The following is a 13,404-nucleotide window of genomic DNA, read 5'->3' as shown; positions in this document are numbered from 1 at the left end:
AGGGCGAGCAGAATTAGACATCTGAGGCATGACAGGACACTAGTGGTTCAGTTCTTCCTGAACATCAGTAGATTGAGATTGCCTAACCAAACCTCATATAACGGCAATAGTATCAGCATTGAAGATGCCTGCTGTTGCTCTAAAGGGCGGGGAGTCTTCCCCACCCTTGTCGGTAAAATTACCCGTAGAGCGTTTCTATCCATCAGATAGCTTCGGTGTCATTAACTTTACCGAGATATCGTTGAGTCGTTGCAAGGTCAGCATGTCGCAGAATGGCCGTGCTGACAAAGATAAAGGATCTGAACTGCTATCCTGCAGGCTTGAATACTTCATAAAAAGTTCGTTCACCGATAAGACTGTCGACCTTTCCCTGAATGTCTCTTCTTTCCTTGCTCTGGAACCACGACTTCCAGTTTTCCTCAGTATCCCACCTGCTGATGACAAGGTATTCTCCTGGATTATCGACGCTTTGTAGCGTATCAGTAGAGATGTACCCCTCTTGAAGTTTAGCTCGATCACTGAGTTCTTTTATAAGTGGGGTGAGCTTTTCAGGATCATTTATTATCAATTTTCGTTTAATGATGACATGTACTGTCATTTTCATCTCCCTCGGTAAATTGGAAAGAAGTATTGTCTGCTGCAACACTACTTCAATGTGTAATATATGTTAATATTCTATGATATCAATCAAGGAGAGAATTGCCGTATATCGACCTGCGGCCGACATGTTACCCCTCAGGACATCTTTTCTAAGGGTAGTTATACGTTACGAAAGCAGTTACCCACGAAGCTGTTCAGGCTGCATCAAGTTGTCTTCCATATGTTTTAATTCATCAATGCCTGAGATCACCCCTAAAGGATCTGGAGTAAGTTCTTCTTCCGGCAGTTTGTTGTCATACTCCATGTTGCTGAGAATGAATTTAATGCAGTTGAGCCGAGCCTTCTTTTTAATGTCAGATCGGATAATGGTCCATGGGGATATGGTTCTATTGGTTTCCGAGAGCATCTGGAATTTCCTCACGGAATACTGGTCCCAGTATTTTTGGGCCAGGTTATCGACCGGAGAAAGTTTGTATTGTTTCAGAGGGTCTTCAGCCCGTGAGTCAAACCGTTGCTTTTGAATCTCTTTTGATACGGAAAAATAAAATTTAAAGATTTTTATTCCGTCTTTCACCAGCATTTCCTCAAAAGAAGGGACGTCTTTGAGAAAACGTTTGTTTTGCTCATCGGTACAAAAGCCCATTACCGGCTCGACCATTGCCCGGTTGTACCAGCTGCGATCAAAAATAACGAATTCACCGGCAGATGGAAGATGTGTAGTATATCTTTGGAAATACCATTGGGTCATCTCTGTCTCATTAGGTTTTACCAAGGCAACAACGCGAGTGTTACGAGGGTTGAGATGAGCGGTTATCCGCTTGATGGTGCCCCCCTTCCCGGCGGCATCGCGACCCTCAAAGATTGCAAGAACACGCTGCCCATTGGCTTTTACTGTGTCCTGTAGTTTCATTAATTCAATTTGCAATTTTTTCAATTCCAGTTCGTATTCAAGATGTTCTTTTTTTATATGAACAATTACTTTTTTGGGTCCTGGCTTTTCCTGCATTTTCTTTGCCGCTGTTCCTTCAATTAGCTTGATTTTCGATGGATTTTTTTTGCTTCTGGATTTTTTCTCCATGAGTATATTTTTCGTTGCCATGTCGTGTTGTTCCCCTTGTTGAATGGTAGAATACAGATATTCTTACCCAAAAGACAGCGCTGGTGCCTAACGTATTGTATCGTGTGGCTAAAGAGATTGAGGACAGACTGCGATATTCTGAACGCTGTTGTTCAACCTTTTGCAGCTGACCAATCTGCAAAAGGATCAAGTGAGAAATTTACCGAACATTTTTCGCTCTTTTTTCATGTTCTTAAGTTCGATATTACCAGGAATGATAATTGTATTATCCGTTTTAAAATCCAGAGATCGGCTTCTTCCGTGGTATTTCACTTTGTTGAGGATCAACTTGATGGTCTGGAGTCTAGCCAATTGCTTGTTGTCTGATTTAACAACATACCATTTTGAATCTGGTGTATGGGCTTTTTGGAGTAGTTGGTATTTAGCGTTCGAAAACTCGTCCCATAAATCTTGGGCCTGCAGATCAACTTCGCTTAACTTCCACTGTCGTAGTGGGTCACTCCTCCGCCTTTCAAAACGACGTGCCTGTTCCTTCTTTGAAACAGAAAAGTATAATTTGAGGAGAATGGTTTTTCCGTCATCCGTAAAGTTACGTTCGTAATTGACGACTTTGTTCATAAAACGTTTATATTGTTTGGGGGTACAAAAGCCCATTACCGGCTCGACCATTGCCCTGTTGTACCAGCTACGGTCAAATAAAACTATTTCTCCGGTCCGAGGAAATTGTTCGATATACCGCTTCATATGCAATTCGGTTTGCTGTGTTTTGCTTGGCTTGCCAAGGGCTACAATTCGGTAGTGTTTTTCGTTCATGTACCGGCACACCCTTCTAATTGTGCCTCCTTTTCCTGAGGCATCCCGCCCATCAAAAAGGATTATCATTTTCTTTCCTGTTTTTTCGAGATGCTGCTGCATTTTGATGAGCTCAGCCTGGTACGACATCAGTTCCTGCTTATCGCAATAACTCTTAAGCGCTGAATCGATAATTTTATATTTATCTTTTTTGCTAAGCTGTCGGCTTTTTTTGTTCAACGCAAGGTGGCTGAGTTTGATTTTTATCGGTTCTGCTTCCATCAGTTCCAGCGTATCAATTTCCAGGATCGTATCACTCGACTTTTCGACTAAAGTTTTTGGGACTGAATTTCCTCTGGTTGCGGTTTTCATGACTCCCCTTTGGTGTAAAAAAAGCAGAAAACTAATAATTACCGGAGTGTAGATCTTGATTTTCTCGTCTCATCATCTTGCTTGATTAATCGTGGTAAAACAATACAGAATAATTCAGTACGTATTGGGTAGGAAATATACCTAATTAGGCATTGCTGGTACCCCATGTTTATAACGTTTCTTTTCCATTCTCCGGTCATTGTGCAGAGCCTGTAAAAAATTATGTTACTGGAAAGGGGCATTCTATTAGAAAAAAGTTTGGAAGGTCGAGATGCAACTGCCAGGTGGCCTAATACTGAAAGTGGAAGTCAGGGTGACATTGTTTTTCTTGCCACAGTAAAAGTTTTTCTTGATCTACAACATGGTCGTCTCAAGCTGCTGCAGTATGGTTTGCAGATTGACTTTCTGGTTTGTGATTCCGCTTTTTTGGCGTATATTCCTCCTATGGGTATATATGGTTTTGTCAGAAAGATTGAGAAGGGTTGCAATCTCTTTGCTCGAGTGACCATTTTTAATGAGGTTAGCCACTTGCATTTCTGCTGGAGTTAATTTTGCGAAAAGATTTGAAATCCGATGAGCAAAAGGTGAGCTAATTTGTCGCAGGTTGTTTTCAACAGATTTCAATAATTTTTTATGGTTGGGACAGCTATTGCTTTTGTGCAACTTGCTAAAGAAGGGTAGCACAAGTTGATCGACATTTTGCTGAAATATTAGGTTGATTTCTTCTTTATCTATTTCTCTTTGTTTTAATAGGACTCTGAGGGCAGCATTGGTTTCTTCGAGTTCTTCGCTTCGTTTTTGTAAGTGCTGCCTGGTTTCAACGCTGTCAGAAATATCTCTTGCGATCAAAACATAACCCTGAATATCATCATCTTGGTTTTTTATGCCAAATACATTCGATTCAATATGATGTGATGCGCTACCTATTTTCCGAGTGTACGTGTAGTTAACTTTCCCTTTGTTTTTAATATAACCTGCTACTTCATCGAGGTGCCCCGCGCCAAGCCCTTCTCTTTCAATTATGGTTGGTATCCCAACCTTTTTGGCTTCCTTTGAAGTATATCCCAGCAGCGTTTCTGCCGTTTTGTTTGAATGCAGTATTTTGTAGTCTAAATCAGTGATGACAAAGGCCATATCTGTAGTCGAGTGCATCATTGATTCCAGAATAATTTTATCGTCAAGTTGTTTACGTACTTGTTGAAGCTGTACAACCTGGGTTTCGATTACTTCTTTAAGCAGATTTATATATTCAGATTGAAGACCTTTGACGATATCCGTCTCTGTAAGAATTCCGGCTATCTGGTTATTGTTGTCAGTAATGACCAACCTGCGTATGCCAATTTTCTTGATCAGCAAAGCTGCGCTGTGGACGGAAATGTCAGAGAGTGCTGTTTGTACTGGACGACTCATTACCTCACTGAGAGGCGTCGTATAGAGATCAGTTTCAGCCTCGATTAACCGTACAATATCACGTTCAGTAATTATGCCTGCTGGTTTTGAATTCTTGGCAATAACAATAGAACTTATGTTGTTATTGTTCATAAGCTGCATGGCATCATACAGGCTGTCGTGCTGTGCCAGGGTTATTACATCTTGAGTGATTACATCACCAATATCGTCAAAGGAAACAAAATACTCTAGGCCGAGATTGTGAAGCAAATCGGTTTCCGTGGCAATCCCGATCAAAAGTCCCTGGTTGTCAACGATAATCAAATGGCGAATATTATGCTGCAAAAAGAGGAGGTAGGCCTCGTTGATACTGATGTCAGAGTGAGAGGTGATCGGTTTGGTAGTGATTATCTTACTGATGACTTGGTTTGGGTTGAAAGAACCAGATATTGCCAGGCGAAGTAGAGAGCGCTCTGTAAAAATACCTACAGGTAATTGCCTGTCGACGACTACAATTGAACTAATTTTATGATGTTTCAGTAGAGCAACAGCCTCGGAAACTTTAGATTCCGGTGTAACAGTGACCACAGGACTGCTCATTACTGAATTGAGATTTTTCATCATAGCAACCCGCTTTGTCAGTGTCTTGTTGCGTTGAACCCTCTTTTTGGGAAAAACCAAATTATTGCAAACTACTGTTTTATCAAGTTTCCCCCCCAGATAAACTCTCACGAGTTTGCTTGATTAAACATAAAAAAGCAATATACAACAAGCAGGTATATATTAGGTATCAAGAATACCTAACAAATCATTTCTCGATGAAAATTCAATTTCAAGCAAAAGAATGAGGCAGTCACGGGGTGGCATTCTCCCTTTGCAAATTCACTCAATGTGCTTGATAATAATTTACTTTTTCATGCAGCGATTAAAAAAATGGCCTGTCCGTCCCTCCCTTATCAACATAACTATATTCATCTAAAAAAGGGGTCAACTCTTTGCTCAACTCACATGCGATGCAGCTGTAGTTCCTGAACAATTAGCATATTACGAAATTCAGGAACTATCGATCTGAAGTAAAAACTCGACAAGAACCAAGAACAGAACCGCCCCATGATTTTCTTTTAGAGGATGAATCTGGTTCTGAACCTCTGAGGCTAATGTTACACAATGGTAGCATTGGCTACTATTACACACTCATACTCTACCTATTGAAGATGTATTGTGGGTGTCTATATTGTAGACATGACGGCAAGGCAGGTAGCTTGCCGAAAAGCAAAATACACTTTTCCGCGTTTGTAATATCATCGACTTAAAGAACAAATATAGATAAAACAATACAGAACGGAGATTACATATGAGTATGCGTGGACAAATTATTTCTAAAGAATATCAGAGAATGGAATGGATACAGGATAAAGACGGTAGAGAACTTGCCTGTTACCGGGATGATGTAGAAGGTTTTGATTCTAAAAGAGGACTCACCGAAGAGCAAAAGAAGCGATGTCTGGATGCAAGTCAGGTAGTTGGTGATACCTGGTAAAGCGCGGTATTAAGCAGCTTTTTTTAATAAACACATTCTCTGATGCGTTCCGCGCAACAGGGAATGTGTTGTTTGAGAGACAAAAGAAATCGTACCGAAGAATATTCCAACAGGTATTCTTTCATTTCAGTTCATTTTTCTACTGTACTCAAAAGTACCTGTATCTCAGGGGGCTTTCATAATATTTTTCCTTTGAATTATTACTATTTCCCTTCTCACTGGCTGTTCGACAGTAGATGTAAAACAATATCGTGATAACTTGCCAGTATTCAAAATATTTGAATACTTTCAGAGGGAAACTACAGGTTAGGGGATGGCACAGGACAGAAAATGAAAACTTTTGCGACAATTTGTGGTGAAAATAAACGATAACACTTCAGAGAGCGATGAGCTTTTACTCAATGAAGATTTTGTCTGGAACGATGGAGAGATCCAAAAGAGGATCGGGACTATATGCTGACGGAAAACATCGGTTAAATGGCATAATGGGGTCTGAGCTTTGCTTGACTCATCGAAGATGATATTATCCTGAACACCAATTTCTCGCGATTCATAGGAGTTATTTTCTAGACTTCAACACCCAGCATGAATCAAGCAAAGACGTGTCTCCCTTTTCTCTTTTCCCTCTGCCGGGGGGCTCACCCAAAACAGATCACAAACTCCACAGATAAGCTGTACCAAGTGTGCTCTTATATTATATACTAATTCATGGTCTTTCGTGAAACAGGGACAGGGGGAGTGGCAATGATACCAATCCACAAACTGTTGAATCGAATACGCTGGGATGCCGAATATGCCAAGGCTGACTTCAAGATTGGCTATTACGACAGGGTAGAAGACAAGATTATAGTTGTCCCAATGAAACAGGTCTGCATTGAGTCGGGCAACCACTTTTCCTTTGACGTGTTAGACGACTCAGACGAATTGCACATGATACCTTTCCATCGAATCAGGCAAGTTTACAAAGATGACAAGCTCATCTGGGAACGGGCCCATTGTTTGAACAAAGATACATCCTGATTTTCAATTGTATATGATAGTCTTAAATTCTCAACACCCCTTAATGGTATGAAATCTTATGTAACCACTATCAATGTGATACAGTTTGCCTGAATTGTCGCTTAGAGCAGATGGCTACCCTGCCATCATGGTCACGTATACCGCTTTTTATCGTTATGCTTGCTGCCTGCCATCCCCCCCTATTTCAGACCGGAGAAGCTCGGCTATGAATGTTTGTCCCTCGTTGGTCAGCGGCCTGACACACACCATTCTGGAGCTGGCCGCTGAAAACCTCGAGCAAACTACTGGGTCCCCAAATAAAGGATATACCACAGCTCATAACAACGCGGGTCAGGCTGTCGTGATTGTTGCAAAGCTTGAGGATTAAAAAAGATGAAAGCCCTTATCGTCAGTGGCCAGCACTTTGAGGATTCGGAACTGTTGGTCCCCTACCATCGCCTCCTTAAGGAAGGCATAGAAACCCATATTGCCTCCAGCAAGGCGGGACCCATACGGGGTAAACATGGCTGTCAGATAGAGGCCCTTGCCTTAGCCGCAATTGATGCTAAGCAGTATGACCTGTTGATTTTACCTGGAGGCAAGGCCCCTGCAGTGCTTAGAACGGACGAGATACTCCTTGACCTTGTCCGCCAGTTTGTTGACGACGGCAAGACAGTGGCAGCCATCTGTCATGGCCCGCAAATCCTGGTTTCGGCAGGAGTACTTGCTGGCAGAAGAGCCACCTGCTACCGTGGAATGGCTAAGGAGTTACAAAGGGCTGGGGCCGAGTACCTGGACCAGCGTGTTGTCGTCGATGGCAATCTAATCACCTCCAGGATACCAGCAGACCTCCCTGATTTTATGAGGGAGATTATACGAAGGTGTGGGACATGACGCTACTGGATCACAAGAAACTGGCCGTCATTCACATTGTTAAACGTGAACTCAACCTTTCCGACCAGGAATACCGGGATATGTTGGGGCAGGTAGCTGGGGTACGCTCAGCACGGGATCTTGATGAGAAGGGCTTTCGGCGACTGATGAATGCCTTTACCAGGAGCAGCCAGTACCAGGTAAACCCGTACGGACTCACCCTCCGCCAGAAACTGTTCATCGACCATCTTGTAGCTGACCTGGCGTGGGATCAAAGCCATCTGCATAATTTTCTCAACAAGTATTATAAAAAAAGCAGGGTTAAAGAGCTGAGCAAGAAAGAGGCAAGCAAGGTTATTATAGCTCTACAGAAAATCCTGCACTCGCAACAACCCGGCTCCAGAAGAGACTGAACATACCTGTGGGCTCAATATGAAACAGTCCGGAATTGCCATGGGAAATTGCGTCGTTGATCGTGTCGCTGACAGCCTCTAGATCGGAGATAATTCTTTAGCATAAAGATTCGACACTTGACACGTCAAGACCCCATGGCCTAACCTATAACAAGAGGAGGTTGCGGCCAAACTTGAATAAACTGGTTTGGCCAGCCCCACTAATTACATCGAGTTTTGTTTACAACAATTTAAATACCATGAGCAGAAAGATGTAAGGCACAAGGTTCAACTTCTTGAAAAGGAGATTGAAAATGCCAGTCTACGAATTCATATGTCAAAAATGCGATCATAATTTCTCATTGACCATCACAATTTCAGAATATGAAAAAAAGGATTTCACCTGTCCGAAATGTAAAAGCAAGGAGGTGAAAAGACAAATTTCGTCGTTTCAGACTGTCACCTCAAGAAAAAGCTAGGCTGAGGCCTGTCCCCAAAACAGCTCTTTCGGCATCTCATCAGGTGAAAAGTAAATATTCTGTATTTCGATTTTAGGTTCATACGTAGCAAATTTCACCCCTCCCGATTTGCAGCAGGAAAATAATGCTCGCAGATAAGCGAATGAAGTGAGAGTTCGATATCATTTATATGGTTGCGCTTGTTTGTTGAAAATGCCTCGATTTTGACCCAAATCCCTATTGTCGGACAGCCACCTACAGCCACATAATGCAGGAAATGGATTTCCTATTCCCTCCGGTTCATTCCATTCATTAACACAACGTAGAGCGCCTGCTTCATTTTTTATAATGGAAAATGCCAAAGAACATCCTTCCTTAAAAAAGAAACATTTCACCCACAATGACTCAGTAATGCACTGTTGCTCTCACTCTTTTTAAGGGTGATTGTTGAAAAAACTATTGCATACATACACGCATGTATGTATAAGTGTCCGCGTTACGCAAAACTACATTACTTGTGAGTAATCAAAATAAACCAAACATCTATATAGGTGATAGCATGTTAAAATTGCACAATAAAAACAGATTATTATTAATGTTCCTGATCTCAGGACTTTTCTTAGGAGGCTGTGAACAACAGGCACCTAAAGCTATGGCTCCACGAGGTCCTGTTGAGGTCGATTTCGTTACACTTAAAACGCAGCAGGTTGATCTTATAAGCGAATTACCAGGCCGTACTGCTGCCTACAGAGTTGCAGAAGTTCGTCCTCAGGTGAATGGGATTGTTCAGAAAAGGTTGTTCACCGAGGGTAGTGAAGTTAAAGCAGGAGAACTTTTGTATCAGATAGACCCAGCAGTCTATAAGGCGAACTACGACAGCGCAAAGGCTGCTCTTGCAAAAGCCAGAGCGGTTGAACATTCTGCACGCTTAAAAGCTGAAAGTTATAAAAATCTGGTTCGTACAAAAGCTGTAAGTGAGTTGGACCAGGTAGACAAAGAGGCGATATGGCAACAGGCAGTTGCCGATGTGGCTTCTGCAGAAGCAGCATTGAACAGTGCCAAGATCAGCCTTGATTATACCAGAGTGGTAGCTCCTATCACTGGCAGGATCGGATCATCTATGATTTCTGAAGGAGCATTAGTAACAGCACAACAGAGCACAGCGCTTGCAATCATCCAGCAGCTTGACCCACTCTATGTCGATGTTACACAATCAAGTACAGAATTGCTCCACCTGAAAAAAGATCTGGCATCTGGCCTGTTAAACGAAAGTGGAGAAATGAAATCCGAGGTGACGATCCTGCTTGAAGATGGATCTGAATATAACAAGACCGGTTATCTGGAATTTTCAGATGTAACTGTCAATCAATCTACAGGTTCGGTGACTTTACGAGCTCTTGTTGAAAACCCTGATGAAGATTTATTGCCGGGCATGTTTGTTCGGACACGTTTGACCAGGGGGGTGCAGAAAGATGCCATTCTGGTACCGGCAGAGAGTGTCAGTCGTAACATCAAGGGTGAAGCAGTTGTAATGCTGATGAATGATACATCGACAGTCGAAAGTCGGGTTATTCACACTGGTCGAAATATTGGGGAAAACGTTCTTGTAACTGATGGTTTGGTAGCTGGAGAACATGTAATTGTTGCAGGACTGCAAAAAATTAAACACGGGGCTTTAGTCAAAGGCGTCGAACAGCAGAACGCGAAATCTGACAAGGTTGTTTTACACAGTAAAAAAGCAGCCACTGTCGCGTTAATGGAGTAAATCATGGCCCGATATTTTATAGATCGCCCTATTTTTGCATGGGTTATAGCCATCGTCATTATGCTGGCAGGTGCTTTGGCAGTTCTTAAACTGCCAATTTCTCAGTATCCTGACATAGCACCGCCTTCAGTGAGTATTACCGCCATATACCCAGGTGCTTCAGCGAAAACTATCGAAGACAGTGTTACTCAGGTTATCGAACAGAATATGAATGGCATTGATAACCTGCTTTACATGAGCTCACAGAGTTCTTCTGCAGGCTCGGTTACAATCACCCTGACCTTTCAGGCTGGTACCGACCCGGATATTGCCCAGGTACAGGTGCAGAATAAACTTCAACAGGTAACAAGCCTGATTCCGCAGGAAGTGCAGAACCAGGGTTTAGTAGTTTCAAAAGCAAATTCGACTTTCCTGATGGTTGTCGCTCTTATTTCCACCGATGGCAGCATGGATAAGAATGACCTGTCTGACTTCATGGTGTCCACGCTTAAGGATCCACTCAGTCGTACCTCAGGAGTTGGTAGCCTTCAGGTATTTGGCAGTCAGTATGCTATGCGTATCTGGCTGGACCCGCATAAGCTTAACAGCTATCAATTGACACCTGGAGATATCAGCAGTGCTATCCGGGCACAGAATAACCAGGTAGCTGTTGGTGATCTCGGCGGCACTCCTGCTGTTGCAGGACAGCAGGTCAGTGCAAGCATGATTGCCCAGACCAAAATGAGCTCGCCTGAGCAATTCGCTAATATTCTGCTCAAGGTAAATACTGATGGTTCACAAATCCGCTTGGGGGATGTAGCGCGGGTTGAGATAGGTGGCGAGAGCTACAACTCGGAAACCAACTTCAATGGTCAACCGGCAGCTGGAATGGCAATAATGCTGGCTACCGGGGCTAATGCCCTGGACACTGCCGAGGCTATCCGCGAGAAACTTGTTGATCTTCAACCGTATTTCCCAGCAGGGGTCGAGGTTGTTTACCCCTATGACACCACCACCTTTATTGAGATATCAATTGAAGAGGTAGCCCATACTCTGGTTGAAGCTATTTTACTGGTTTTCATAGTCATGTTTCTGTTTTTGCAGAATTTCAGGGCCACCCTCATTCCGACTATAGCCGTGCCGGTAGTGCTTCTTGGTACCTTTGGCATAATGGCGATATTTGGATTCTCAATTAATACACTGACTATGTTTGGTCTTGTATTGGCTATCGGCCTTCTTGTTGATGATGCCATCGTTGTTGTTGAAAACGTAGAACGAATTATGGCAACCGAAGAATTGTCGCCTCTGGAAGCAACCCGAAAATCTATGGATCAAATTACCAGTGCTCTTGTTGGTGTTGCTCTGGTGCTTTCAGCAGTGTTTATTCCTATGGCCTTTTTCGGAGGTTCGACCGGAGCAATTTATCGTCAGTTTTCATTAACCATTGTTTCAGCTATGGCCCTTTCAGTATTGGTGGCGGTTATTCTTACGCCTGCACTGTGTGCAACCTTACTCAAGCCTGTAACCAAAGAAACGCATGAGCAAAAACGTGGATTTTTCGGCTGGTTCAACCGCATGTTTGAACGTAATACCGAGCGTTATGGTCGCAGTGTCAGCTATATCCTGAAACGAACAGGCAGGTTTGGCCTGATTTACCTTCTGCTTATTGCGGGAATGGTAATGCTGTTTACCAAGTTGCCGACATCCTTTTTACCTGAAGAAGATCAGGGTATTTTTCTTACCATGGTTCAGTTACCCACAGGAGCTACTCAGGAGCGAACCCAGGAAGTACTGAATACAGTCCGTGATTATTACCTTACCCAGGAAAAAGATACTATTAACACTGCCTTTACCGTTGCCGGTTTCAGTTTTGCGGGTAGTGGTCAGAATATGGGTCTTGTTTTTACACAATTGAAAGACTGGGATGAGCGAACGGAAAAACATAAGAGCGTTAATGCTATCATTGGCAGGGCCATGGGATATTTTTCTCAGATAAAGGAAGCACAGGTCTTTGCCTTTAACGTTCCTGCAATTCAAGGGCTTGGTACTGCAACAGGTTTTGACTTTTATCTGCAGGATCGTGCAGGACTGGGCCATGAAAAACTCATTGAAGCCCGTAATCAACTTCTTGGCATGGCTGCACAGGACCCCAGCCTGACAAGGGTTCGTCCTAATGGCATGGAGGATACTCCTCAGTATCATGTGGATATTGATTATGAGAAGGCCATGGCTCTTGGCATTACGGTGAGTGATATCAACACGACCTTAGCCACCGCCTGGGGTTCAAATTACGTGAACGATTTTGTTCATAATGGACGAATTAAACGCGTCTACCTTCAGGCCGATGCCCAATATCGGATGCAGCCTGAAGATCTTGAAAAATGGTATGTGCGTAACAGTGGCGGCGAAATGGTACCGTTTTCCACATTTACCAGTGGCCATTGGAGCTATGGTTCACCGCGACTGGAAAGGTATAACGGTGACCCGGCTGTTCAGGTAATGGGTGAAGGTGCTATGGGGGTCTCCAGTGGTGATGCAATGGCGACGATAGATCGCCTGGTGTCGCAACTACCGATTGGTATTGGTTATGAATGGACAGGAACCTCCTTCCAGGAGCAGCAGTCCGGTTCACAGGCACCAGCGTTGTATGCGATATCAATACTTGTTGTTTTTCTCTGCCTGGCCGCTTTGTACGAGAGTTGGTCTGTACCGTTCTCAGTAATTCTGGCAGTTCCGCTTGGTGTACTCGGTGCTCTTGGCGCAGCATATTTCCGGGGCATGGAAAATGATGTCTATTTTCAAGTGGGACTGTTAACAACCATTGGTTTGTCTGCCAAAAATGCCATCCTAATTATTGAGTTTGCCAAAGCTCTTTACGATGAGGGTGCTGATCTAATTACGGCAACTGTCGAAGCATGTAAGATGCGCCTTCGCCCCATTCTTATGACATCACTTGCCTTTATGCTCGGAGTTTTGCCTCTTGCAATCAGTACCGGTGCAGGCGCAAATAGCAGGAACGCTATTGGAACCGGTGTTTTTGGCGGAATGTTCTCGGCGACGGTTCTTGCCATCTTCTTCATCCCTCTATTTTTTATAGTGGTTGTTCGATTGTTTAAAACACGCCAGGCAAAACAGCTTGTTATTGCTTCGGCTCAGGAGAGCTGATT

The 13,404-nt window shown here is 43.3% G+C and carries 13 protein-coding genes; 9 read left to right on the top strand and 4 right to left on the bottom strand.

Translation table 11 applies throughout. The annotated features are described in order from the left end of the window. Positions 1-307 precede the first annotated feature (307 nt). The 4 genes from FCL46_RS09310 to FCL46_RS09295 form a co-directional block, all read right to left on the bottom strand. A complete protein-coding gene (locus FCL46_RS09310) occupies positions 308-598 on the bottom strand; it encodes an antibiotic biosynthesis monooxygenase family protein (RefSeq protein WP_167505791.1) in 291 nt (96 codons plus the stop codon). 180 nt (positions 599-778) lie between these two features. Further along, entirely contained in the window at positions 779-1,699 is a 921-nt protein-coding gene (gene ppk2, locus FCL46_RS09305; RefSeq protein ID WP_228723368.1) for a polyphosphate kinase 2, read from the bottom strand. Positions 1,700-1,864: 165 nt separating this feature from the next. Continuing rightward, entirely contained in the window at positions 1,865-2,842 is a 978-nt protein-coding gene (locus FCL46_RS09300) for a polyphosphate kinase 2 family protein (RefSeq protein WP_228723367.1), read from the bottom strand. A gap of 354 nt (positions 2,843-3,196) precedes the next feature. Continuing rightward, positions 3,197-4,831, bottom strand: coding sequence for a CBS domain-containing protein (locus tag FCL46_RS09295; RefSeq protein ID WP_228723417.1), 1,635 nt, complete (start codon positions 4,829-4,831; stop codon positions 3,197-3,199). 754 nt (positions 4,832-5,585) lie between these two features. On the opposite strand from FCL46_RS09295, the gene FCL46_RS09290 reads away from it, so the two are divergent. From FCL46_RS09290 to FCL46_RS09250, 9 genes are all read left to right on the top strand, one after another. Then, complete coding sequence (locus FCL46_RS09290) at positions 5,586-5,771, top strand: hypothetical protein (protein ID WP_228723366.1); 186 nt, start codon at positions 5,586-5,588, stop codon at positions 5,769-5,771. Between the two features lie 352 nt (positions 5,772-6,123). Continuing rightward, positions 6,124-6,231 carry a DUF3833 domain-containing protein gene (locus FCL46_RS28780; RefSeq protein WP_167505790.1) on the top strand — a complete coding sequence of 36 codons (108 nt, stop codon included), beginning with the start codon at positions 6,124-6,126 and terminating at the stop codon, positions 6,229-6,231. 284 nt (positions 6,232-6,515) lie between these two features. Then, on the top strand, positions 6,516-6,791 hold the full coding sequence (locus FCL46_RS09280) for a DUF504 domain-containing protein (RefSeq protein ID WP_136806204.1): 276 nt from the start codon (positions 6,516-6,518) through the stop codon (positions 6,789-6,791). A gap of 205 nt (positions 6,792-6,996) precedes the next feature. After that, the gene (locus FCL46_RS09275) at positions 6,997-7,158 is read left to right on the top strand and encodes a hypothetical protein (RefSeq protein WP_153307111.1); all 162 of its coding nucleotides are present in this window, start codon (positions 6,997-6,999) and stop codon (positions 7,156-7,158) included. 5 nt (positions 7,159-7,163) lie between these two features. Next, positions 7,164-7,664 (top strand): type 1 glutamine amidotransferase domain-containing protein, encoded by a 501-nt coding sequence (locus FCL46_RS09270; RefSeq protein WP_136806203.1) that lies wholly within the window; start codon positions 7,164-7,166, stop codon positions 7,662-7,664. Further along, the gene (locus FCL46_RS09265) at positions 7,661-8,056 is read left to right on the top strand and encodes a phage protein GemA/Gp16 family protein (protein ID WP_136806202.1); all 396 of its coding nucleotides are present in this window, start codon (positions 7,661-7,663) and stop codon (positions 8,054-8,056) included. Before FCL46_RS09270 ends, FCL46_RS09265 begins: the two co-directional genes overlap by 4 nt. 293 nt (positions 8,057-8,349) lie before the next feature. Further along, positions 8,350-8,514, top strand: a complete 165-nt coding sequence (locus FCL46_RS28775) for an FmdB family zinc ribbon protein (RefSeq protein ID WP_136806201.1) — start codon at positions 8,350-8,352, stop codon at positions 8,512-8,514. A gap of 538 nt (positions 8,515-9,052) precedes the next feature. Further along, on the top strand, positions 9,053-10,258 hold the full coding sequence (locus FCL46_RS09255; RefSeq protein WP_136806200.1) for an efflux RND transporter periplasmic adaptor subunit: 1,206 nt from the start codon (positions 9,053-9,055) through the stop codon (positions 10,256-10,258). Between the two features lie 3 nt (positions 10,259-10,261). After that, entirely contained in the window at positions 10,262-13,402 is a 3,141-nt protein-coding gene (locus FCL46_RS09250; RefSeq protein WP_136806199.1) for an efflux RND transporter permease subunit, read from the top strand. The last annotated feature ends 2 nt before the right edge of the window (positions 13,403-13,404 follow it).

Source organism: Desulfosediminicola flagellatus (assembly GCF_005116655.2).
GTDB lineage: Bacteria > Desulfobacterota > Desulfobulbia > Desulfobulbales > Desulfocapsaceae > Desulfopila > Desulfopila flagellata.
The sequence above is the reverse complement of the archived record's forward strand: the minus strand, read 5'-3'. Positions and strand labels throughout refer to the sequence as shown.

What these genes read in the sequence shown, in the direction of transcription:
- FCL46_RS09250 (WP_136806199.1), top strand. Translation starts at nt 10,262, where the DNA reads ATGGCCCGATATTTTATAGATCGCCCTATTTTTGCATGGGTTATAGCC.
- FCL46_RS28775 (WP_136806201.1), top strand. Translation starts at nt 8,350, where the DNA reads ATGCCAGTCTACGAATTCATATGTCAAAAATGCGATCATAATTTCTCA.
- ppk2 (WP_228723368.1), bottom strand. Translation starts at nt 1,699, where the DNA reads ATGGCAACGAAAAATATACTCATGGAGAAAAAATCCAGAAGCAAAAAA.
- FCL46_RS09295 (WP_228723417.1), bottom strand. Translation starts at nt 4,831, where the DNA reads ATGAGCAGTCCTGTGGTCACTGTTACACCGGAATCTAAAGTTTCCGAG.
- FCL46_RS09280 (WP_136806204.1), top strand. Translation starts at nt 6,516, where the DNA reads ATGATACCAATCCACAAACTGTTGAATCGAATACGCTGGGATGCCGAA.
- FCL46_RS09265 (WP_136806202.1), top strand. Translation starts at nt 7,661, where the DNA reads ATGACGCTACTGGATCACAAGAAACTGGCCGTCATTCACATTGTTAAA.
- FCL46_RS09300 (WP_228723367.1), bottom strand. Translation starts at nt 2,842, where the DNA reads ATGAAAACCGCAACCAGAGGAAATTCAGTCCCAAAAACTTTAGTCGAA.
- FCL46_RS09290 (WP_228723366.1), top strand. Translation starts at nt 5,586, where the DNA reads ATGAGTATGCGTGGACAAATTATTTCTAAAGAATATCAGAGAATGGAA.
- FCL46_RS09255 (WP_136806200.1), top strand. Translation starts at nt 9,053, where the DNA reads ATGTTAAAATTGCACAATAAAAACAGATTATTATTAATGTTCCTGATC.
- FCL46_RS09310 (WP_167505791.1), bottom strand. Translation starts at nt 598, where the DNA reads ATGACAGTACATGTCATCATTAAACGAAAATTGATAATAAATGATCCT.
- FCL46_RS09270 (WP_136806203.1), top strand. Translation starts at nt 7,164, where the DNA reads ATGAAAGCCCTTATCGTCAGTGGCCAGCACTTTGAGGATTCGGAACTG.
- FCL46_RS09275 (WP_153307111.1), top strand. Translation starts at nt 6,997, where the DNA reads ATGAATGTTTGTCCCTCGTTGGTCAGCGGCCTGACACACACCATTCTG.